Origin of the sequence: Amycolatopsis sp. NPDC021455 (assembly GCF_040640995.1) — a bacterium.
In the GTDB taxonomy this organism is placed as follows: Bacteria; Actinomycetota; Actinomycetes; order Mycobacteriales; family Pseudonocardiaceae; genus Amycolatopsis.
In genome coordinates, this window is sequence record NZ_JBFACT010000046.1 from 33,547 (window position 1) to 54,022 (window position 20,476).

Genomic DNA, 20,476 nt, shown 5'->3' on the forward strand with positions numbered 1-20,476 from the left:
AATCTCTTCATGACCGAGGTCGAACGGCACAGCTACGACGTGGTGGTGATCGGTGCCGGTGGCGCCGGTCTGCGAGCTGTGATCGAGGCGCGCGAACGCGGTTTCCGCGTCGCCGTCGTCTGCAAGTCCCTGTTCGGCAAGGCGCACACGGTGATGGCCGAAGGCGGTTGCGCCGCGTCGATGGGCAACGCGAACTCGAACGACAACTGGCAGGTCCACTTCCGCGACACCATGCGCGGCGGGAAGTTCCTCAACAACTGGCGGATGGCCGAGCTGCACGCCAAGGAGGCGCCGGACCGCGTCTGGGAGCTCGAGACCTACGGCGCGTTGTTCGACCGCACCGCGGACGGCCGGATCAGCCAGCGCAACTTCGGCGGGCACACCTACCCGCGGCTCGCGCACGTCGGTGACCGCACCGGTCTCGAGCTGATCCGCACGATGCAGCAGAAGATCGTCTCGCTGCAACAGGAGGACTTCGCCGAGACCGGCGACTACGAAGCGAAGATCAAGGTCTTCGCCGAGTGCACGGTCACCGAGCTGCTCACCACCGACGGGAAGATCGCCGGCGCGTTCGGCTACTGGCGCGAGAGCGGGCGGTTCATCCTCTTCGAGGCGCCCGCGGTCGTGCTCGCCACCGGCGGCATCGGCAAGTCGTTCAAGGTGACGTCGAACTCGTGGGAGTACACCGGCGACGGCCACGCGCTGGCCCTGCGGGCCGGCGCGAAGCTGATCAACATGGAGTTCGTCCAGTTCCACCCGACCGGGATGGTCTGGCCGCCGAGCGTCAAGGGCATCCTCGTCACCGAGGGTGTCCGCGGCGACGGCGGCGTGCTGAAGAACTCCGACGGCAAGCGGTTCATGTTCGAGTACGTGCCCGACGTCTTCAAGGGGCAGTACGCCGAAAGCGAAGACGAAGCCGACCGCTGGTACACCGATCAGGAGAGCAACCGGCGCACACCGGACCTGCTGCCGCGTGACGAGGTGGCCCGCGCGATCAACTCCGAAGTCAAGGAGGGCCGCGGCTCCCCGCACGGCGGCGTCTTCCTCGACATCGCCAGCCGGCTGCCGGCCGAGGAGATCCGCAAGCGGCTGCCGTCGATGTACCACCAGTTCAAGGAGCTGGCGGACGTCGACATCACCGCGGAGCCGATGGAGGTCGGCCCGACCTGCCACTACGTCATGGGCGGCATCGAGGTCGACCCGGACACGGCCGGGGCGAGCGTGCCCGGACTCTTCGCGGCCGGCGAGTGCTCGGGCGGCATGCACGGGTCCAACCGGCTCGGCGGCAACTCGCTGTCCGACCTGCTGGTGTTCGGGCGCCGCGCCGGGCTCGGCGCCGCCGAGTACGTGCAGGCGCTCGACGCGCGGCCCGTGGTCGAGCAGTCCGATGTGGACGCCGCGGCGAAGATGGCACTGGCGCCGTTCGACCCGCCCGAGGGCGGCTCGGCGGAGAACCCGTACACGCTGCACACCGAGCTGCAGCAGTCGATGAACGACCTGGTCGGCATCATCCGCAAGGCGGAGGAGATGGCGCAGGCGCTGGCGAAGCTCGACGAGCTGCGGGAGCGGATCCTGCGCGTCACGGTCGAGGGGCACCGGCAGTTCAACCCCGGCTGGCACCTCGCCATCGACCTGCGCAACATGCTGATGGTCAGCGAGTGCGTCGCCAAGGCGGCGCTGACGCGGACCGAAAGCCGCGGTGGGCACACGCGGGACGACTACCCGGCCATGCAGGCGGACTGGCGCAACAAGCTCCTCGTGTGCTCGGCGTCCCCGGGCGACAACCCGGTGGTGCCGGACATCGACGTCGAGGTGAAGGAGCAGGTGCCGCTGCGGCAGGACCTGCTGGAGCTGTTCGAGTTCGGCGAACTCGGGAAGTACTACACCGATGCGGAGCTCGAGACGCACCCCGGGAGCAAGGCATGAGCTACAAGGCGAGTTTCCGGGTCTGGCGCGGCGACGACACCGGCGGCGGGCTGCAGGACTTCACGGTGGAGGTGAACGAGGGCGAGGTCGTCCTCGACATCATCCACCGGCTGCAGGCCACCCAGGCGTCGGACCTCGCCGTGCGCTGGAACTGCAAGGCGGGCAAGTGCGGCTCGTGCTCGGCGGAGATCAACGGCCGGCCGCGCCTGCTGTGCATGACGCGGATGTCGACGTTCACCGAGGACGAGGTGATCACGGTGACGCCGATGCGGACGTTCCCGGTGATCCGCGACCTCGTCACCGACGTGTCGTTCAACTACACGAAGGCACGCGAGATCCCGTCGTTCACGCCGCCGGCGGACCTGAAGCCGGGCGAGTACCGGATGCAGCAGGTCGACGTCGAGCGGTCGCAGGAGTTCCGCAAGTGCATCGAGTGCTTCCTGTGCCAGAACACCTGCCACGTGGTGCGTGACCACGAGGAGAACAAGGAAGCCTTCGCCGGGCCGCGGTACCTGATGCGCATCGCCGAGCTGGAGATGCACCCGCTCGACGTCGCGGACCGCCGTGACGCGGCGCAGGACGAGCACGGGCTCGGGTACTGCAACATCACCAAGTGTTGTTCCGAGGTGTGCCCGGAGGGCATCCACATCACCGACAACGCGCTCATCCCGATGAAGGAGCGCGTCGCGGACCGGAAGTACGACCCGATCGTGTGGCTGGGCAACAAGCTCTTCCGCCGGGACAAGTGACGTTCCTGCCCGCTGGGCTGGCATGGTGGAGGGATGGAGATCGAGCTGCTGCCGCCCTCCGCGGCCGACGACGGGGCGGTGGTCGCCCGGCTCACCGACCTCGTCAACCAGGTCTACGCCGAAGCCGAGAAAGGGCTTTGGCAGGACGACACGGACCGGACGTCGACGGCCGAGATGGCCGGGCTCGTGCGGGCCGGGGAGATCGCCGTCGCGCGTGGGGACGGTGATCTCGCCGGGTCCGTGCGGTTGCGGCGGCTCGACGAGCACACCGGTGAGTTCGGCATGCTCGCCGCCGATCCGGCGCGGCGGGGTGTCGGCGTCGGGCGTGAGCTCGTCCGGTTCGCCGAACAGGCGAGCCGGGACGCCGGGTGCCGTGAAATGCAGCTGGAGCTGCTGGTGCCGCGGGACTGGACGCACCCGTCGAAGGTCTTCCTGGCCGAGTGGTACGGCCGGCTCGGCTACCGCGTGACCCACCACGTCGACCTCGCCGAGGACTACCCGCACCTCGCGCCGTCGCTGGCCACGCCGTGCGACCTGTTCGTCTACCGCAAGGGACTCGCGTGACGGTGCTCGCCGGAGCGCGGGTGTTGGATCCCGACACCGGTGAGACCGTCCGTGCGGACGTCCGGCTCGACGGCGACCGCATCGCCGAGGTCGGGCCCGGCCTCGACGGCGGCGAGCGCGTCGACTGTTCCGGCGGGCTGCTGATCCCCGGGCTCATCGACTGCCACGTGCACGTCGCCTTCCCGCGGCCCGAGCCGTTGCCGCGCAGCGCGCGGATCCTCGAAGCCGTGCCCGTGCTGCGGGGACTGCTGGCGCGCGGGATCACCACCGTCCGGGACGCCTGGGGCGCCGACGCCGGGTTCAAGCACGCCCTGCGGGAAGGCTGGATCACCGGGCCGGACCTGCTCGTCAGCCTCCGCCAGCTGGGCCCGACCGGCGGGCTCGGCGACGGCTGGGAGCCGCCCGCGGGCGCTGTCGACCACTACGGTGACCCCTCGCTGCCGGACCCGCTGTTCGACGGGCCGGACGCCGCCCGCGCGGCCGTCCGCCGGATGGTGCGCGCGGGCGCGGACTGGATCAAGGTCGGCGCCGGCGGGGCGATGGCGTCGATCCGTGCCGGCGTCGACGTCCGCCCCGCCGACGACGAACTCCTCGCGCTCGTCGCCGAGGCCGGCCGGTGCGGCCGGGACGTGATGGCTCACGCGCACACGTCCGCGGCGGTCGTCTCGGCGGCCCGCGCCGGGGCGCGCAGCATCGAACACGGCACCTTCCTCGACGACTCCGCCGTCGCCGCCATGGCCGGCGCCTGGTACGTGCCGACGTTGTCGCCGATCGGCGACAGCGAGTTCGCCGGCACGCACCAGCGCTCCCTGCGCCTCGCGGTGGAAGCCGGCGTCCGCATCGCCGCGGGCTCGGACCTCGCCCCGCGTCCCCATGTCGACTTGACGACCGAGCTGCGGTTGCTGGCCGCCGTGCTCGGCGACGCGGCGGCCCTGAAAGCGGCCACGTCCGAGGCGGCCCGGCTGCTGCGCCTCGACGACGACCGCGGCCGCCTCGAGCCCGGCCTGCGCGCGGACCTCGTGCTGCTCGACGGCCCGGGCCTCGACGTGACCGACCTGCCCGGCCGGATCCGGGCGGTCTGGCACGACGGGGAACGGGTCGGCGAAGCGAGCTGAGCAGCGCGCTCCACGCGCGGTGGGGGACGGTGCGGTGCCCGGGTGCCGGGCACCCGGGAACCGCGGACCGCGGTGACCCCCGGGGTCAGGGCCGCTTCCACGCAGGGTTGGTTCTCCCGGCCTTCGCCGTAGCAGTTTTCGAACGCGAGCCATCCCGGATCAGTCCCCCATGCGTTCGTACTCCTCCGCGAACCGGACGAGCCACTTCCGCGATTGGTTCTCGGAAAGGGCCACCTGTTCCAGCCGGGTGAGGAGGAGGTAGAAGGCCTCGACGGCGATCCGGTCGTCCACGAACAACCCCGCGGTGTAGGTCTCTTCGTAGACCACCGGCGGATGCTCGGGGAACTCCATCACCGTGAAGGTCGTGCTCAGCACCCGGAAAGCCGGATCCGACTCCGGCACGACCCGGATCACGCAGTGCGGCAGGTTCGTGGTCAGCACGAGGTTCTGCAGCTGTTCGTGCATGAGCTCCGGGCTGCCGACGCACGACCGCAGAGCCCGCTCGTGCACGAAGAAGGTGCAGCGAGGCGGGTCGTGGCGTTGCAACAGCTGCTGCCGGTCCACGCGGGCCCGGGTCAGCACGCCCAGCCTGTCGGTGGTGTAGCGCCCGGTGAGCTCGAAACAGGTCTGGACGTAGTCCTCCGTCTGCAACATCCCGGGGATGGCGGCCGGGCTGTAGTACGTCAGCGAACTCGCGAGCTTTTCCTGGATGATGAGCGACTTCATGGGGTCGACGTGCTTGTCGAAGTAGGGCCGCACCCAGTACAGGTCGCTGGGCGGCTTGGTCAGTTCGAGGAGCCGCGTGCGTTCGGCGGCCTTCGTGCCGCAGTGGGCGAGGTAGATCGCCGCGTCGACCGGCGAGATGCGGCGGCCGTTCTCCCAGGCCGACACCTTCGACGCCGACCAGTCCGCGCGCCGCGCCACCTCGCGCAGGGGCATCTCCTTCTGCTCGCGCTGGCTCTTCAGTTCGAAGGCCATTTCGCGCGTGCGCACCGTGCTCTTTTCGGTCATGCCCCGCACGGTAGAGGCGACCTCCGACAAAACAGCGCAGGCCGCGCGCGGATTCACCGCAAGGAGGTCGTTGTTCTGCCTGTGTGACAACGGAATCCGCCCGCGAAGCGCTGCGAAGCCGCTTCGCGCAATGAAGCACGCTTCGCGCTTTCGCGCGTCACTAAGGAGCCTACGGAATTCGTCCCCGGAATCGAACCGGCCCGGCGCGTCCACTCGCGGGGTGGTTGACTTGCGGCGTGGCTGAGACGAAACCTCGGGGCCTGGCCGCCCTGCTGCTGGCGCTGACCGTCGTCACGGGAGTGGTCGACGCGGTCAGCTTTCTCGGGCTGGGCCGGGTCTTCGTGGCCAACATGACGGGCAACGTCGTGTTCTTCGGCTTCGCGGCGGCGGGGGAGACGACGTTGTCGGTGCTCGCGTCGCTGACGGCGGTGCTGGCGTTCCTGGCGGGCGCGCTCGCGGGCGGCCGCCTGGCCCGCCGCGACGACGACTACGACGCCCTCCGCCGGGCGACGACGGTCCAGGCGGTGCTGGTCGCGGTGGCGGTCGTGCTGTCGGCGACCCTCGGCGCCGGCACGCGGCCGGGCAGCGAGCTGCTGATCGTGGTGCTGGGCGTGGCGATGGGCGTGCAGAACGCGGCGGTCCGCCGCATCGGCGCCCCCGACCTGACGACGACGGTCCTGACGATGACGCTGACCGGATTCGCGGCGGATTCGAAGGCGGCGGGAGGGGCCGGGGCGCATCCCCTGCGGAAGGTGGCCGCCGTGGGGGCGATGCTCGTGGGCGCCTTCGCGGGCGGGCTGCTGCAGTTGCGCGTCGCGATGTGGACGGCGTTGAGTCTCGCGCTGGTGCTGATTCTCGGGGTGCTGGTGGTGTTGTGGGCCGGCTCCGGCGCTACTGCGGGAAAGGGTGGTTCAGCGGCGTAAATGTGCTGATCCACATCGTTGTGGTGGCAAGCGGAAATCTTGCCGGGGAATTCACGCAGATGCCGCTCTGGGCGTAACGAATTGCGCGCCTATTCGCAGGATATATCGCGGCCGGAAATCAGCCCAGGGAGCGGCCGCCGTCGACCAGGAGACGCTGGCCCGTGACGAATCCCGCCTCCTCCGACGCGAAGAAACTCACCGCCGCCGCCACGTCCTCCGGGGTGCCCAACCGGCCCGCCGGGACCGACGCCCGGTACTCCTCCCGCTCGGCGGCCGGCACCTCCGCGTGCCGCTCCACCGGGACGAAGCCCGGCGCCACCGTGTTGACCGTGATGCCGTCCGGGGCCAGCTCGCGCGCCCACGCCCTGGTCAGGCCGACCTGGGCGCTCTTCGCCGTCGCGTACGCCGAACGGCCCGGTGGCGGGCGGTCCGCCACCTCCGAATCCACGTGCACGATGCGCCCGTACCCGCGGGCGCGCATCCCCGGCAGCACCGCGTGGCCGAGCAGCACCGGCGACCGGACGAAGAAGTCCAGCTGGGCCAGGTGGTCCGGCCAGTCCACTTGGGACACCGGCGCCTCGGGCTGCGGGCCGGTCGCGTTGAGCACCAGCACGCCGATCGGGCCCAGCACCGCCGTGACGGCGTCGACCAGCTCGCCGACCTGACGGCGGTCCGTCACGTCCGCGGCGAACGCCGCCGCGCGGCCGCCCTCGGCGAGGATCGCCTCCGCCGCCGTCTTCAGGTCGGGGTCGTCGTGGAGGCCGTTGACCGCGACGGCGAACCCGTCGCGGGCCAGCCGTCGTGCGATCACGCGACCCAGGCCGCGGGAACTGCCGGTCACCAGTGCGACACCCATGCCGCCGACGCTAGGGGAGACCCACCGGAAACGACAAGGCCCCCGGGACGGATCCCGGGGGCCTCGAACGGGTGACTCAGGCGGAGGCGGCCACCAGATCCTCGGCCGCCGACGGCGGCGCCGCCACGACCTTCTTGTTGCGCCGGTTGCGCCGCTCCAGGTACGTCGCCAGCGCCGTCAGCAGCAGGCACATGACGACGTAGATGCCGGTCGCCACGATCGTCGACGGCACGATCGGCCGCCCGAACGCGCCCTGCGAACCGATGTACCGCGCGTAGTACAGCAGCTCCTGGTAGGTGATGATGAAGCCGAGCGCGGTGTCCTTCAGCAGCACGACCAGCTGGCTGATGATCGTCGGCAGCATCGCCCGGATCGCCTGCGGCAGCAGGACCAGGAACATCACCTGCGTCTTGCGCATGCCGAGCGCGTACGCGGCTTCGCTCTGGCCCTTCGGCAGCGACTGGATGCCCGCCCGGAAGACCTCCGCGAGCACCGAGCCGTTGTACAGCGTCAGGCCGAGGACCACGCCGAGGAACGGGCTCGTCGGCACGCCGACGGTCGGCAGGCCGAAGTAGAACAGGAACATCAGGATCAGTGCCGGGATCGCGCGGAAGAACTCCACGACGAAGCCGGCGATCCGGCGGATCCAGGCGTGGTCGGACAGCCGGCCCGCCGCGAAGATCGCGCCGAAGATCAGCGCGAGCACCGCGGCGGCGGCGAACGCCTCGACGGTCGACAGGATCGCGTTGCCCAGGTCGCGCTGCACCTGCGCGTACTGCAACCATTCCCACTTGCGGGCGGTGAACTGGCCGCTGTCGTAGAAGCGCCAGCCGATGTAGCCGACGAACGCCAGGACGACGAGTGTGCCGACCACCGCGTACGTGCGGTACCGCAGCCGCGCCTTCGGCCCCGGGACATCGAACAGCACATTGCTCATCGGGCCACGCTCCAGCGCTTCTCCAGGCTGCGTTGGACGAACGACAGCACGGCGACCAGGATGATGAAGCCGAGCGCGACCCACAGCAGGCCGACCAGCTGGTTCTCGCCGCGTTCGGACAGGTACGAACGGATCGCGCCGGCCTCGGCGACGGAGAAACCGGCGGCGATGGTGGTGTTCTTCAGCAGCGCGATCAGGGTGCTGATCAGCGGCGGGACGACCGAGCGCAGTGCCTGCGGCAGCACGACCTGGCCGAGGATCTGGCCGAAGGTCAGCCCGAGCGCGCGGCCCGCCTCGGCCTGGCCGACCGGCACGGTGTTGATGCCCGAGCGCACAACCTCGCAGATGAACGCCGAGGTGTACACGATCAGGGCGGTCACCGCCGCCGGGAAGTAGTCGAGCTTCACGATGTCCAGCAGCGGGTACGCGAACACGAAGAACGCGAACACGAGGGTGAGCGGGGTGTTCCGGGCGATCGTCACGTACGCCGTGCCGACGGCGCGGAACACGGGCACCGGGCTCACCCGCAGCATGGCGAGGATCGTGCCCCAGATCAGGCTGCCGGCGGCCGAGAGCAGGAACAGTTCGATCGTGGTGAGGAAGAACGGACCGAACAGGTCCAGGTTGTTGAGCAGGACGTCCATGGAACCTTCCCCGCGTCCGTTTCAGGTGGTGGATGTGGGAAGGCCGGTGGAGCGGGACACCCGATCCACCGGCCTCGCCGTCACGTCAGTACTTTTCGAGGGTCGGCTTCTTGGCGGCCGAGCCGGACTTGCCGAGCGTCGCGGCGTAGATCTTGTCCCAGGTGCCGTCGTCCAGCGCCTTCTGCAGGATTTCGTTGATCTTGTCGCGCAGCACCTTGTCGTCCTTGTTCAGGCCGATGCCGTACTTCTCGGTCGAGAACGTCTTGCCGACGACCTTCAGGTTGTCCGGGTCCTGGGAGGCGTAGCCCTTCAGGATCGCGTCGTCGGTCGTGACCGCGTCGACGTCCTTCGACAGCAGCTTCTCGACGCACTGCGAGTACTTCTGGAACTCGACGATGTTGTTCGGCTCGGTCAGGTTCTGCTGCCGGACCTTCTGGATCGGGGTCGAGCCGGTGACCGAGCAGACCTTCTTGCCCTTGAGGGTCTCCGGGCCGGTGATCGAGGTGTCGTCCTTGCGCACGAGGAGGTCCTGGCCCGCGACGAAGTACGGGCCGGCGAAGGAGACCAGCGCCTTGCGCTTGTCGGTGATCGAGTAGGTGCCGACGTAGTAGTTCACGTCGCCGTTCGCGATGGTCTGCTCGCGCGCGCCGGAGTCGACCGTGCGGAAGGTGATCTTCTCCGGGTCGAAGCCGAGGCCGGCCGAGACGAGCTTGGCGATCTCGATGTCGAAGCCGCCGAACTTGCCGGTCGTCGGGTCCTTCTGGCCGAGGCCGGGCTGGTCGTCCTTGGCGCCGACGGTCAGCGCGCCCGCCGTCTTCATCTTCGCGAAGACGGGCGAACCCTGCAGGTCGACGCCGGTCGCGACCGGGTACGTCGGCAGCGCGGCGGCGTTCGTGCCGCTCTGGTCACCGGCGCCCGGGGTGGTCGGCGTGCCTTCCTTGCCGCACGCGGTCAGCGTGGTCAGCGTCAGGCCACCGACGAGCAGTCCCACCGCGAGGGTGCGGATCCTCATGTGAATCTCTCCTGTGTGGTCGTCACCCGCGACGCCGGCGACGCCGCGGAACGTTCTCTCAGTGGGTCAGGATCTTGCCGAGGAAGTCCTTCGCGCGCTCGCTCTTCGGCGCGGTGAAGAACTCTTCCGGCGTCGTGTCCTCGACGATCTCGCCGTCGGCCATGAAGATCACCCGATCGGCTGCCCGCCGGGCGAAGCCCATCTCGTGGGTGACCACGAGCATCGTCATGCCGTCCTTGGCCAGGCCCGTCATCACGTCGAGGACCTCCTGGACCATCTCCGGGTCCAGCGCCGAGGTCGGCTCGTCGAACAGCATCACCTTGGGCCGCATCGCCAGCGCCCGCGCGATGGCGACGCGCTGCTGCTGGCCGCCCGAAAGCTGCGCCGGGTACTTGTCGGCCTGGTTGGCGATGCCGACGCGCTCCAGCAGCTCCATCGCCGTTTTGCGGGCTTCGGCCTGCGGGGTCTTGCGGACCTTCACCGGCGCGAGCATGACGTTCTCGACGATGGTCTTGTGCGCGAACAGGTTGAACGACTGGAACACCATGCCGACGTCGGCCCGCAGCGCGGCCAGTGCCTTGCCCTCGGCGGGCAGCGGGACGCCGTCGACGGCGATCTCGCCCGAGTTGATCGGCTCCAGCCGGTTGATCGCCCGGCACAGGGTCGACTTGCCCGACCCGGACGGGCCGAGCACCACGACGACCTGGCCGCGAGGCACCTCGAGCGTGATCTCCCTGAGCACGTGCAGGTCGCCGAAGTACTTGTTCACGGCGGACGCCTTGATCATCGGCGCCGCCACCTCCGCGGTCATCTGGCCTCCCGGGTCGTTCGTGCAAATCGGGCATGGGTCACCACGCGATGGCGAGAACCTACCGTTGCTTTACCGGCTGGCAAGGCCGCTTGAGCAATACTTAGGGTTTCAACTGAGTATCGATGTCCATTTTGGGGGGTGTCCACCCGAAGTCACGGGGAGTGACCGTCCGGGTGGCCGGTGCGGCGGGCGTCCGGACGTCCTAGAGTTCGCGCTACCGGCCGGTGGAGCGGGTCACCATGGGAGGCGGACGGGTGCGGGTGCTGCTGGTGGAGGACGACGACCGGGTCGCGGGTGCGCTCATCCCGGCGCTGACCCGCCGCGGCCTGGCGATCGCCCGGCTGGCCACCGGCGCCGGCGTCCTCGACCGGGTGCACGAGGTCGACGTCATCCTGCTCGACCTCGGCCTGCCCGACATCGACGGCGTGACGCTCTGCCGCCAGATCCGGGCGGTCAGTGACGTCGCGATCATCGTCGTCTCGGCGCGCGGGGAGGTCGACGACCGGATCCAGGGCCTGCGCGCGGGCGCCGACGACTACCTCGTCAAGCCCTACGACGTCGAGGAGCTGATGGCCAGGGTCGAAGCCGTGCGCCGCCGCCGCGGGGAGCACCCGGCCGCCGAGCCGGTGGTGATCCGCGTCGGGGACGTCAGCGTCGACCTGTCCCGGCACGAGGTGCTGGTCGACGGGCGGGCGGTCGCGTTGTCGCGCAAGGAGTTCCAGGTGCTCGCGCTGGTGGCGGGCGCGCGCGGCGCGGTGTGCTCGCGCGAGCACGTGCTCACCGAGGTGTGGGGGCACCGCGGGCCGGCGGAGAGCCGTTCGCTGGACGTCCACGTCGCGACGCTGCGGACGAAGCTGGGCCGCCCGGCGCTGATCGAGACGGTCCGCGGGGTCGGGTACCGGCTCGGCGGCCAGGTCGCCCGGAGCTGAGCCGTGCGCGTCCGGTTGCAGGGCATCGTGCTGACGCTGGTCGCGTTGCTGGTGTTCGGCCTGGGCATCCCGCTGGCCCGGAGCATCGCCGCCGGTGCGCAGCAGGACCTGTTCCTCGACCGGCTGACCGACACGGCCCGGTTCGCCTCCCTGGTCCAGCGCCCGCTGCTGGACGGCAAGGCGGACCTGATCGAGCCCGACCTGCGCCGCTACACCGAGGTGTACGGGGTCCAGGTGGTCGTCTTCGACCAGGACGGCAAGCCGGTGGCCAGCTCGGTGGGCTCGGGTGGCGCGCGGCTCGACATGCACGCCGCGCGGATCATCGACCCGGCCCTCGATGCCCTGGCCGGCCGCCGCTCCCAGCCCGGCGGCCTGCTGATGCCGTGGGACGACACGGCGCTGGTGCTCGCCGAGCCCGTGCTCGCCGACGGTGAGGTGCGCGGCGCGGTCGTGACCATCTCCGACACCGGCGCCGAGCGGACCGACGTGCTGTGGTGGTGGCTGCTGCTCGCCGCCGGCGGGATCCTCGCGTTCACCCTGGCGCTGGCCGTGGCGATCCCGGTGGTCCGGTGGATCCTTCGGCCGGTGCACCGGCTCGACGACGCGACCGGCGCGCTGGTGGCGTCCGTGGTCAGCGGGCGGGAGGCCGAGCCGGTGGGGGAGAGCGGCGGGCCGCCGGAGCTGCGGCAGCTTGGCCGGTCCTTCGACCGGATGGCCGAAAGCGTGTCCGGCGCGCTGGCCGCGCAACGCGCGTTCGTCGCCGACGCCTCCCACCAGCTGCGCAACCCGCTGACGGCGCTGAAGATCCGGCTGGGCAACCTCGAAGGGCACGTCGACGACGAGCCCGCGGCCGCCGACCTGGAGGCCGCGCGGGTCGACGCGGGACGGCTGCACCAGATCCTGGACGGCCTGCTGTCGATGGCCCGCGCCGAGGCGTCCGGCGGCGAACTGGACCCGGTGGTGCTCGACGACGTCGTCGCCGAGCGGGTCGCCGACTGGTCGGTGGTCGGGCAGGCGCGGGACGTCCGGCTGGTCGTCGACACCGCCGGCGGCGGCACGCGGGTGTGCCTGCCGCCGCGCGGCGCCGAGACGATCCTGGACGCGCTGCTCGACAACGCGCTGAAGTTCACCGCCGCCGGCACCGAAATCCGGGTCGCGGTTTCTCGCGAGGAGGACCTAGTGCGCCTGTCGGTGCGCGACCACGGGCCGGGGCTGCGGCCCGACGAGCTCGACCGGGCGCGGGACCGGTTCTGGCGCAGCCCCGCCCACCAGAACGTGCCCGGTTCGGGGCTGGGCCTGGCGATCGTCAGCGAGCTGGTCGCGCATTCCGGTGGTGAGCTGGAGCTGGACCTGCCCGAAGGCGGCGGCCTCCGGATCACGATGACGTTCCCGGCGGTCTAGGTCTTTTCCGCCCGGAAGTACCGCAGGGCCCCGGGGTGCAGCGGGAGCGGCTGGGTCTCGATGCCGGGGTGCACGTCGATCGACAGCGCCGCCCGGTTGGTCTGGGCGAGCCGGCCCCGCGCGTCGAACAGGCCGCGGACCAGCGCCTCGGCGACGTCGGCGTTCATCGACTGCCGCACGACCAGGAAGTTCGGCACGACCAGCGTGGTCACCGGCGCACGCTGGTCGTAGGTACTCGCGGGGATGGTCGCGGTGCCGTAGACCTCGCTGAGCGCCCGCATCTTCGGCATCTGGTCGCCGATGTCGACCAACCGCAGCTGGTCCTGGTACTTCACGATTTTCGGCGTGGGCAGCCCGCCGGACCAGAAGAACGCGTCGACGTCGCCGCGCAGCAGCGTGGCGATGGAGTCTTCGAGGTCGTGGGAGCTCGTGCTGACCGCGTGGTTCAGGCCGGCCGCGGCGAGCAGCTTGGCCGCGATGAATTCGACGCCGGACGCCTGCGCGCCGATCGCGATGCGGTGGCCGCGCAGCTGGTCCATCGACCGGATGCCGGAGTCGGCGCGGACCACGACGTGCAGGTAGTCGTCGTGGATCCGGGCGAGCGCGGCCAGTTCGAGGTGGGTCTTGTGCTGTTCCTCGGCCACGTCGGCGGCGACGAAGGCGACGTCGGCCTCGCCGGCCAGCACCCTCCGGACGTTGTCGGGCGAGCCCTCGGTCTGCAGCACCTGCGGCCGGGGGATGTCCAGGTCGCCCTGCCAGGCGGTGGCGAGGGTCTGGGCGAGCCCGTCGTAGACACCCCCGGGGTTGCCGGCGGCGATCCGCAGCCGGAGGTCCCCGAAGCCACCGGTGCAGGCGGCGGGCGCCAGCAGCAGGGCGGCGGTCGCCGCGAGTGCGCTCCTCCGCCGGATCGTGGCCATGGGCCGATCGTGCCAGATCGTTCACGGCCGTGCGGTCAGGTGCAGGACCGGATCTCCGTTCGCGTCGCCGGCGGGATCGCCGACGAGGGCGGAAAATCCCGGTGCCTCGACGAGCAGCCCGTCGGGCGTGGCACGGACCTCGACGGCGAAGGCGACGTCGGGGTACGGGCCGTACCGGACGGCGAACACGTCGAACCCCGGCGGCGAGCCGGGAAGCGGCTCGGCGAGGAGGTGGTTCGTGTCCGTCACGCGGTGCCAGCCCGTGTCCGGGTTGCCGTAGCCGCGCGGGTCGTCGGCCAGGGAGAAGGCCAGCTGTTCCTGGGTCAGCCCGAGCGTCTCCGGACTGTTGAAGGCGGTCCGGCCCGCCGGCGGGTTGACCACGCTCAGCCCCGCCGCCGCCGTGATCGCCAGGCGGCCCGCGAGGAGCGTGCCGCGCGTGGGCAGCACCGCGTCCGGCGTGCCCAGGTCGAACGACGGTCCGCCGGGCTCGGCCACGGTGACGATCTTGCGCTGGCCCGCCTCCGTCTCTTCGGCGTAGGGCAGCCCGGCGAGGAAGACGCACTCGGCGTCCGTCGACGGGACGACGCCGAACAGCATCACCCGGCGGCCGTCGGTCACGGACAGCTGCCGGACGCTCAGCATCACCTGGTCCCGGGTGACCACCGCCTTGGTCACCAGCCGGGCCACCAGGCCGCCGTCGCGCGCGTCGCGGACGCGGACCGGGCCGAGCGGGCGGGTGAGCAGCGTCCGGTGACCGTCGGCGTGGCGCAGGAGCGGCCCGATGCCGTGCTGGCCGGCCACCACGGACTCGATCACCACGGCGCGCCCGGCGTCGATCAGGTACGGCGTGTGGCTGCCCGTCAGCGACACGGACGCGGCCCCGTGGCGCAGCGAGTACGCCGTCGCGACCGGCGACGGCGAGGCCCGGTGCCACTTGCTGTCGTCCTGGTACAGCCAGACGGTCGTGAACGCGAAGTGCCCGCTCGGCGCCCCGGTTCCCGCCACCGGGTAGTAGGCGACGCGGCGGTCGGCGAGGTAGCGGCCGAGGTCGCTGCCCACGTGCGAGCTGAAGTACCGGAGGCCCAGCGTGCCTTCCGCCCCGCAGTGCTGCTCGCTGTAGCGCGGCCCGCCGTAGTCGAAGCCCCGCGCGGAGAGGCGGCAGTCGAGGTGCCGGGCGATCTCCGCGCCGTCGTCGAGGAACAGCCGGTCGCCGGTGACCCGGTGGGCCTGCGCCAGGAAGGACAGCGAGATCGGCAGGTAGTTCTGGTCGTGGCCGGCGCCGTGCTCCGCCGGCAGGGCGAAGCCGCGGTCGGTCAGCCGCGCCGGCCGGATCACGTCGGTGTAGAGCCGCATGGCCGCCGTCGTCACGCGCTTGCCTTCGCGGGCGCGGGAAACCGTGCCGAGGTGACGGCCGAGCATCAGGCCCGCGACGACCGCGCCGATCGCCTGGTTCGCCGTCTGCTGGGGGTTGACCATGCTCGCCTCGGTCAGCCACCGCCAGTAGCCCAGCGCCAGCTCGGTCACCTCGGCGTACTGGCCGTCGGTCAGCAGGCCCTCGCCGAGGTCCAGGACGTTGACGGCGTGCAGCATCGCCCACACCGTGCTCGGCCAGTCGCCGAACGGGTGCTCGCCGTCCCCGGGCATGTACCGCGCGTACGGCAGGCCGCTGTCCCGGACGCGGAGGAACGGCTCACCGGGGTTGTCGTGCCGGAACACCCGGTTCGCCAGGAAGAAATCGAGGCCGCGGCGCACCGCGCCGGTGACCGCGGGATCGTCCGTGGCCGTCCGCCGCCAGGCCAGGCAGAGCAGGGAGATCACCCCGAGCGCCATGTCGCCGATGTCGTCGTCGGCCGCCGGGTCCTCGAAGTTGCCGTCGGGCTGCTGGGCGGCGAGCGCGGCGGCGACCGCGTCCGCGAGGACCGCGTCCAGGTGCTCCGGATCGTCGGGAAGGTCGTGCGCGCTCGCGTGCTGGCTCGGCAGCAGGATCGGGTTCATCCGCTTCGCAGCCTCCCCGCCGCCCTGGGCGCCGGACCGGTCGATGTGGTCAGTAAGCGCTTTCCCGGAAAACTTGCCCATTGCCGGCCGGAAAAGCGATGATGCGGCTGGGACCCGCACTTGGTTAAGTAGTAAACAAACGAACGTCGGCGTTGTCAACGGAAGGGCTCCCGGGCACGCGGGCGAGGGGTGGTATTCGACGGTTTCACCTGGGGAAAGTGGGTGCAGATGGCTAAAACGGGCATCGGCGACCGCGCGGGCGAGGTCTTCGCCGCGCTGGCGGCCGCCGGCCAGGCCACCCGGCCACAGCTCGCGGTGGCCTGCGGGCTGTCGAAACCGACGGTGTCCCTGGTGATGGCCGAACTGGAGGCCGCCGGGCTCGCCGAGCGCAGCGGCAGCTCGTCGGGAGCCACCGGGCGGACGGCCGCGGTCTACCGGCTGGGGCCCCGGGCCGGGTACGTGCTGGCGGTGGACCGGGGGTCGACGCAGGTGGCGCTGCGCGCGACCGGACTCGACGGCGAGCTCCTCGACGAGGACCACACCTCGCGGCCCGCCTCCGCGGGCGCGATGGTCCAGGCGGCGCTCGGCCGCGGAGCCGCGCGGGGCCCGCTTCGCGCCGTTGTCGTCGCGGTGTCCGAAGTGGTCTCCCCGCCCGGACGCGGGGATCCGGCGACCATGGCGCGGGTCCGGGACGCCGTGGCCTCGCTCGGGCTGCCCGCGGACGCGGCCGTCCGCACCGAGAACAACGTCAACTGCGCGGCCATCGCCGAACTGGCCGAAGGCGCGGGCACGGACCACGACAGCTTCGTGTACCTGCAGGTCGGGGTGGCGATCGGGGCCGGGGTGGTGATCGGGCGGCGGCTCGTCCGCGGGGCCAGCGGCGCGGCCGGGGAGGTCGCGCGCCTGGCGTACCCGTGGGCGGACGACCGGTCGCCCGCGCCGGAGGCCCTGGAAGCGCGGCTCGGTTCGCGGGCGCTGCTGCGCCGGGCCCGCGCCCGCTGGGACGGGCGGGATGATCCGGCGCCGAGGACGGCCGCCGCGCTCTTCGCGCTGGCGGAGAAGGGGGACCCGGTCGCGCTGGAGATCGTCGGGGAACACGCCGGCGCCGTGGGGAACCTCGCCGCGTCGCTCTGCGCGGTCGTCGACCCCGGCCTGGTGGTGCTCGGCGGCGGCGTGGGACGCAACCGGCTGCTCCTGCCCGGAGTCGTCGCCACCGTCGGCAGGCTGAGCTGGCCGACCGACGTCGTGGTGAGCGAGCTGGGTGCCCGCGCGACCGTGCTCGGCGCCGCGCACCTGGCCAGGGAGAGAGGCATCGGCGCGGTCGTCACCGAAGGGTGAACGACCTGCCGTTGACAGCGTCGAAGGCCGTGCCTAGAGTGCCCGAGAAAGCGCTTCCAGCTCCCTGGGACGGAACCACTGGAACCGCGTGCGATGGAAGAAGTGCCACGGCAGCCGCCCCGTTTCCGGAGCGCTGCCGGTCCACGCTGGAGTCCCGGGAGCAGCCGATGTCAGCCGAAGCAGCAACCCAGCCCGTCGAAGCCGGGGTTCCGCCGGCGGCGAAACCCGCGCCGGCCCGGCGTCGCCGCAAGCGGCACAAGGACAACCGGGCGGCGTACGCCTTCCTGTCGCCCTGGTTCCTCGGCATCTTCGGGTTCGTGCTGATCCCGATGGGGTATTCGCTCTACCTGTCGTTGACGAAGTTCGACCTGCTGAGCTCGCCGCAGTGGGTCGGCTTCCGGAACTACCTGGCGATGTGGCAGGACGAGAAGTTCCTGCACTCGGTCAAGGTCACGCTCACCTACGTCTTCTTCTCCGTGCCGCTCAAGCTCGCGGCCGCGCTCGTCGTCGCCGCGGTGCTGAACCGGGGCCTGCGCGCGCTGGGGTTCTACCGTTCGGTGTTCTACCTGCCGTCCCTGCTCGGGGCGAGCGTCGCCGTTTCGGTGATGTGGCGCCAGATCTTCTCCCAGCAGGGCCTGCTGAACCAGGTGCTGGGTTTCTTCGGCGTCCGCGGCGCGGACTGGATCGGCGATCCGCGGTTCGCGCTCTGGACGCTCATCCTGCTTTCGGGCTGGCAGTTCGGCACCCCGATGCTGATCTTCCTCGCCGGGCTGAAGCAGATCCCGAAGGAACTGTACGAGGCGGCGGAGCTGGACGGCGCCGGCCGGATCCGGATGTTCTTCCGGATCACCGTGCCGATGCTCTCGCCGGTGATCTTCTTCAACCTGGTCCTGGAGACGATCAACGCGTTCCAGACGTTCACGCCGGCCTACGTCGTCAGCGGCGGGCTGGGCGGGCCGATCGACTCGACCATGCTGTACACGCTTTACCTGTACCGCAAGGGGTTCACGAGCCTGCAGATGGGCTACGCGTCGGCGATGGCGTGGGTCCTGTTCCTCGTCATCGGCCTCTTCACCGCCCTCTACTTCGCGTCGTCGCGGCGCTGGGTCACCTACGCGGACTGAACACGCGCTCGTACCGGGAAGGACCGAGATGGCCATCAAGACCACGAAGTACCACTGGCGCGCCCACGCGGTGCTGCTCGCCGGGGTCGTCGTGATGATCTACCCGCTGGTGTGGCTGGTCGGGGCGTCGTTCAAGCCGGAGAACCAGATCTTCAGCACGCTGAACCCGATCCCGTGGCACTTCACCTTCGAGAACTACCTCAGCGGCTGGACCGCGACCGGGACGTCGTTCACCGTCTACCTCACGAACTCGGCGACCATCGCGATCTGCGTGGTGATCGGCAACATCGCGTCCTGCTCGCTCGCCGCGTACGCGTTCGCCCGGCTCGACTTCGCCTTCCGCAAGATCTGGTTCGGGCTGATGCTGGGGACGCTGATGCTGCCGTTCCAGGCCACGATGATCCCGCAGTACACGATCTTCTACAAGCTGAACTGGATCAACACGTTCCTGCCGCTGGTGGTGCCGCAGCTGCTGGCGTTCGACTCGTTCTTCATCTTCCTGATGGTGCAGTTCATCCGGGGCATTCCGCGCGAACTGGACGAGGCGGCGGCCATCGACGGCGCCGGGCACGGCCGGATCTTCTTCTCGGTGATCCTCCCGCTCCTGCGGCCCGCCCTGCTGACGACCGGGGTCCTGACGTTCATCTGGACGTTCAACGACTTCCTGCGCCAGCTGGTCTACCTGTCCGACAAATCGCGCTACACCGTCCCCTTGGGACTCAACTCCTTCATCGACCGGGCGAGCGGGTCCAGCTACGGCGGCATGCTCGCGATGTCGGTGGTCACCCTCGTCCCGACGGTCGTGGTGTTCCTGTTCTGCCAGAAGCGCCTGGTGGACGGCGTGGCCAACTCCGGGATCAAAGGCTGAAAACCCCCACACCGTACAGAAGAAAGTGAGACCGCCATGGCACAGCACCTGTCCAGGAGGGGATTTCTCGGGATCGCCGGGGCGGGGGTGGCCTCGGCCGCGCTCGCGGGCTGCGGGTTCGCGCCGCCCAGCAACAGCGGAACCGGCGCCGGGAACAACGCCCTGACCTTCCGCTGGTGGGGCGGCAACGCCCGCAACGACGCCTACCAGAAGGCGGTGAAGATCTTCACCGACAAGACCGGGATCGCCGTCACCACCCAGTACTCCGGCTACGACGGCTACTTCGACAAGCTGAACACCGAGTTCGCCGGCGGCAACCCGCCCGACATCTTCCAGATGGACACCGCGCTCATCAGCACGTACGCCGGCCGGAACGTGCTCACCGACCTGGGTACCTACATTCCCGGCACGATCGGCCTGGACACCCTCTACGCGCCGCTGCGCACGGCGGGCGCGGTGAAGGGCAAGACCTACGGCGTCCCCTCCGGCTCCGGCAACGCCCCGGTGCTCTACGACAAGACGGTCTTCGACCAGCTGAAGATCACGCCCCCGACGAACGACTGGACGTGGGAGGACTTCGGCACCATCGCCGGCGAGGTCTCCAAGGCCTGGGGCCCGAACAAGTACGGCGCCCTGGACGCGTCGAAGGACGACTCGGGCGCGCTGCAGCCGTGGCTGCGCCAGCGCGGCAAGGACCTCTACACCGCTGACCAGACCCTCGGCTTCGGCCCCGAGGACCTGACCGAGTGGTTCACCTTCTGGGACGGCCTGCGCAAGTCCGGCGCGATCTGCCCGCCGACGCTGCTGAGCAACACCGACTCGGCGACCGGCACCCACCCGTTCATCACCGGCCAGATCGCGATGACCACCGGCTGGGGCCTGGCCCAGATGCAGCCGCTGACCCAGCACGAGCTGAAGCTGGTCGTCGTGCCGCGGGCCAACGGCAAGACCGGCCAGGCGCTGTCCGGTGGCGTGCTGCTGTGCATCCCGGTGAAGAGCAAGAACCCGGAGGGCGCGGCGAAGCTGATCAACTTCTTCCTCAACGACGACGACGCGATCAAGACGATGAAGCTGCAGCGCGGGCTGCCACCGTCGGACAAGGCGAAGAACCTCCTCGCGCCGACCGCCACCGCTCCCGAGAAGGCGGACATGGACTTCGGCGAGTACGTGGCCGCGGAGGTCGCCAAGGACGGCCTGCCCACCGCGCCGACCGCGCCGCCGGGCTACGGCGACGTCAAGACCGCGCTCGACTCGGCGGCCAAGCAGATCGCGTTCGGCAAGATGTCGATCGCGGCCGGCGTGACGCAGTTCTTCAGCGACGCCAAGAACGCCCTCGCCAACGCCAAGTAGGAGAGC

19 protein-coding genes are annotated in these 20,476 nt (G+C 70.6%); 11 read left to right on the plus strand and 8 right to left on the minus strand.

Annotated features, from left to right (window positions below):
• Positions 1 to 9: 9 nt before the first annotated feature.
• Genes AB0G28_RS34830 through AB0G28_RS34845 form a run of 4 tightly spaced genes read left to right on the plus strand, consistent with a single transcriptional unit; the run spans position 10 to position 4,354 of the window.
• On the plus strand, positions 10 to 1,926 hold the full coding sequence (locus AB0G28_RS34830; RefSeq protein ID WP_361099142.1) for a fumarate reductase/succinate dehydrogenase flavoprotein subunit: 1,917 nt from the start codon (positions 10 to 12) through the stop codon (positions 1,924 to 1,926).
• Positions 1,923 to 2,675 carry a succinate dehydrogenase/fumarate reductase iron-sulfur subunit gene (locus AB0G28_RS34835; RefSeq protein WP_361099145.1) on the plus strand — a complete coding sequence of 251 codons (753 nt, stop codon included), beginning with the start codon at positions 1,923 to 1,925 and terminating at the stop codon, positions 2,673 to 2,675. Before AB0G28_RS34830 ends, AB0G28_RS34835 begins: the two co-directional genes overlap by 4 nt.
• A gap of 33 nt (positions 2,676 to 2,708) precedes the next feature.
• A complete protein-coding gene (locus tag AB0G28_RS34840) occupies positions 2,709 to 3,239 on the plus strand; it encodes a GNAT family N-acetyltransferase (protein WP_361099148.1) in 531 nt (176 codons plus the stop codon).
• Positions 3,236 to 4,354: an amidohydrolase family protein gene (locus tag AB0G28_RS34845; protein WP_361099152.1), complete on the plus strand. Its 1,119-nt coding sequence runs from the start codon at positions 3,236 to 3,238 to the stop codon at positions 4,352 to 4,354. Before AB0G28_RS34840 ends, AB0G28_RS34845 begins: the two co-directional genes overlap by 4 nt.
• A 159-nt stretch (positions 4,355 to 4,513) precedes the next feature.
• Here AB0G28_RS34845 and AB0G28_RS34850 read toward each other — a convergent pair whose 3' ends face one another.
• On the minus strand, positions 4,514 to 5,365 hold the full coding sequence (locus tag AB0G28_RS34850; protein ID WP_361099155.1) for a helix-turn-helix transcriptional regulator: 852 nt from the start codon (positions 5,363 to 5,365) through the stop codon (positions 4,514 to 4,516).
• Positions 5,366 to 5,601: 236 nt separating this feature from the next.
• Between AB0G28_RS34850 and AB0G28_RS34855 the strand changes: the two genes are divergently transcribed.
• A complete protein-coding gene (locus AB0G28_RS34855; protein WP_361099158.1) occupies positions 5,602 to 6,288 on the plus strand; it encodes a YoaK family protein in 687 nt (228 codons plus the stop codon).
• Positions 6,289 to 6,406: 118 nt separating this feature from the next.
• Here AB0G28_RS34855 and AB0G28_RS34860 read toward each other — a convergent pair whose 3' ends face one another.
• The 5 genes from AB0G28_RS34860 to AB0G28_RS34880 all read right to left on the minus strand — a co-directional run bounded on the left by AB0G28_RS34860 (position 6,407) and on the right by AB0G28_RS34880 (position 10,524).
• On the minus strand, positions 6,407 to 7,144 hold the full coding sequence (locus AB0G28_RS34860) for an SDR family oxidoreductase (protein WP_361099161.1): 738 nt from the start codon (positions 7,142 to 7,144) through the stop codon (positions 6,407 to 6,409).
• A 76-nt stretch (positions 7,145 to 7,220) separates the two neighbouring features.
• Complete coding sequence (locus AB0G28_RS34865; protein ID WP_361099164.1) at positions 7,221 to 8,081, minus strand: amino acid ABC transporter permease; 861 nt, start codon at positions 8,079 to 8,081, stop codon at positions 7,221 to 7,223.
• Positions 8,078 to 8,725 carry an amino acid ABC transporter permease gene (locus tag AB0G28_RS34870; protein ID WP_361099167.1) on the minus strand — a complete coding sequence of 216 codons (648 nt, stop codon included), beginning with the start codon at positions 8,723 to 8,725 and terminating at the stop codon, positions 8,078 to 8,080. Before AB0G28_RS34870 ends, AB0G28_RS34865 begins: the two co-directional genes overlap by 4 nt.
• A gap of 85 nt (positions 8,726 to 8,810) precedes the next feature.
• A complete protein-coding gene (locus tag AB0G28_RS34875) occupies positions 8,811 to 9,737 on the minus strand; it encodes a glutamate ABC transporter substrate-binding protein (protein ID WP_361099170.1) in 927 nt (308 codons plus the stop codon).
• Positions 9,738 to 9,795: 58 nt separating this feature from the next.
• The gene (locus AB0G28_RS34880) at positions 9,796 to 10,524 is read right to left on the minus strand and encodes an amino acid ABC transporter ATP-binding protein (RefSeq protein WP_361099240.1); all 729 of its coding nucleotides are present in this window, start codon (positions 10,522 to 10,524) and stop codon (positions 9,796 to 9,798) included.
• A 278-nt stretch (positions 10,525 to 10,802) separates the two neighbouring features.
• On the opposite strand from AB0G28_RS34880, the gene AB0G28_RS34885 reads away from it, so the two are divergent.
• Together AB0G28_RS34885 and AB0G28_RS34890 are read left to right on the plus strand one after the other, a co-directional pair.
• Positions 10,803 to 11,477: a response regulator transcription factor gene (locus AB0G28_RS34885; protein ID WP_361099243.1), complete on the plus strand. Its 675-nt coding sequence runs from the start codon at positions 10,803 to 10,805 to the stop codon at positions 11,475 to 11,477.
• 3 nt (positions 11,478 to 11,480) lie between these two features.
• Positions 11,481 to 12,878 carry a HAMP domain-containing sensor histidine kinase gene (locus AB0G28_RS34890; protein WP_361099173.1) on the plus strand — a complete coding sequence of 466 codons (1,398 nt, stop codon included), beginning with the start codon at positions 11,481 to 11,483 and terminating at the stop codon, positions 12,876 to 12,878.
• Here the strand turns inward: AB0G28_RS34890 and AB0G28_RS34895 are convergent.
• Both AB0G28_RS34895 and AB0G28_RS34900 read right to left on the minus strand, forming a co-directional pair.
• The gene (locus AB0G28_RS34895) at positions 12,875 to 13,795 is read right to left on the minus strand and encodes a TAXI family TRAP transporter solute-binding subunit (protein WP_361099176.1); all 921 of its coding nucleotides are present in this window, start codon (positions 13,793 to 13,795) and stop codon (positions 12,875 to 12,877) included. The genes AB0G28_RS34890 and AB0G28_RS34895 overlap by 4 nt on opposite strands.
• A gap of 21 nt (positions 13,796 to 13,816) precedes the next feature.
• Positions 13,817 to 15,871 (minus strand): hypothetical protein, encoded by a 2,055-nt coding sequence (locus AB0G28_RS34900; RefSeq protein ID WP_361099179.1) that lies wholly within the window; start codon positions 15,869 to 15,871, stop codon positions 13,817 to 13,819.
• A 147-nt stretch (positions 15,872 to 16,018) separates the two neighbouring features.
• On the opposite strand from AB0G28_RS34900, the gene AB0G28_RS34905 reads away from it, so the two are divergent.
• The 4 genes from AB0G28_RS34905 (at position 16,019) to AB0G28_RS34920 (ending at position 20,470) form a co-directional block, all read left to right on the plus strand.
• Complete coding sequence (locus AB0G28_RS34905; protein ID WP_361099182.1) at positions 16,019 to 17,128, plus strand: ROK family protein; 1,110 nt, start codon at positions 16,019 to 16,021, stop codon at positions 17,126 to 17,128.
• 167 nt (positions 17,129 to 17,295) lie between these two features.
• Entirely contained in the window at positions 17,296 to 18,252 is a 957-nt protein-coding gene (locus AB0G28_RS34910) for a sugar ABC transporter permease (protein ID WP_361099185.1), read from the plus strand.
• A gap of 28 nt (positions 18,253 to 18,280) precedes the next feature.
• A complete protein-coding gene (locus AB0G28_RS34915) occupies positions 18,281 to 19,120 on the plus strand; it encodes a carbohydrate ABC transporter permease (protein WP_361099188.1) in 840 nt (279 codons plus the stop codon).
• Positions 19,121 to 19,156: 36 nt separating this feature from the next.
• The gene (locus AB0G28_RS34920; RefSeq protein WP_361099191.1) at positions 19,157 to 20,470 is read left to right on the plus strand and encodes an extracellular solute-binding protein; all 1,314 of its coding nucleotides are present in this window, start codon (positions 19,157 to 19,159) and stop codon (positions 20,468 to 20,470) included.
• The last annotated feature ends 6 nt before the right edge of the window (positions 20,471 to 20,476 follow it).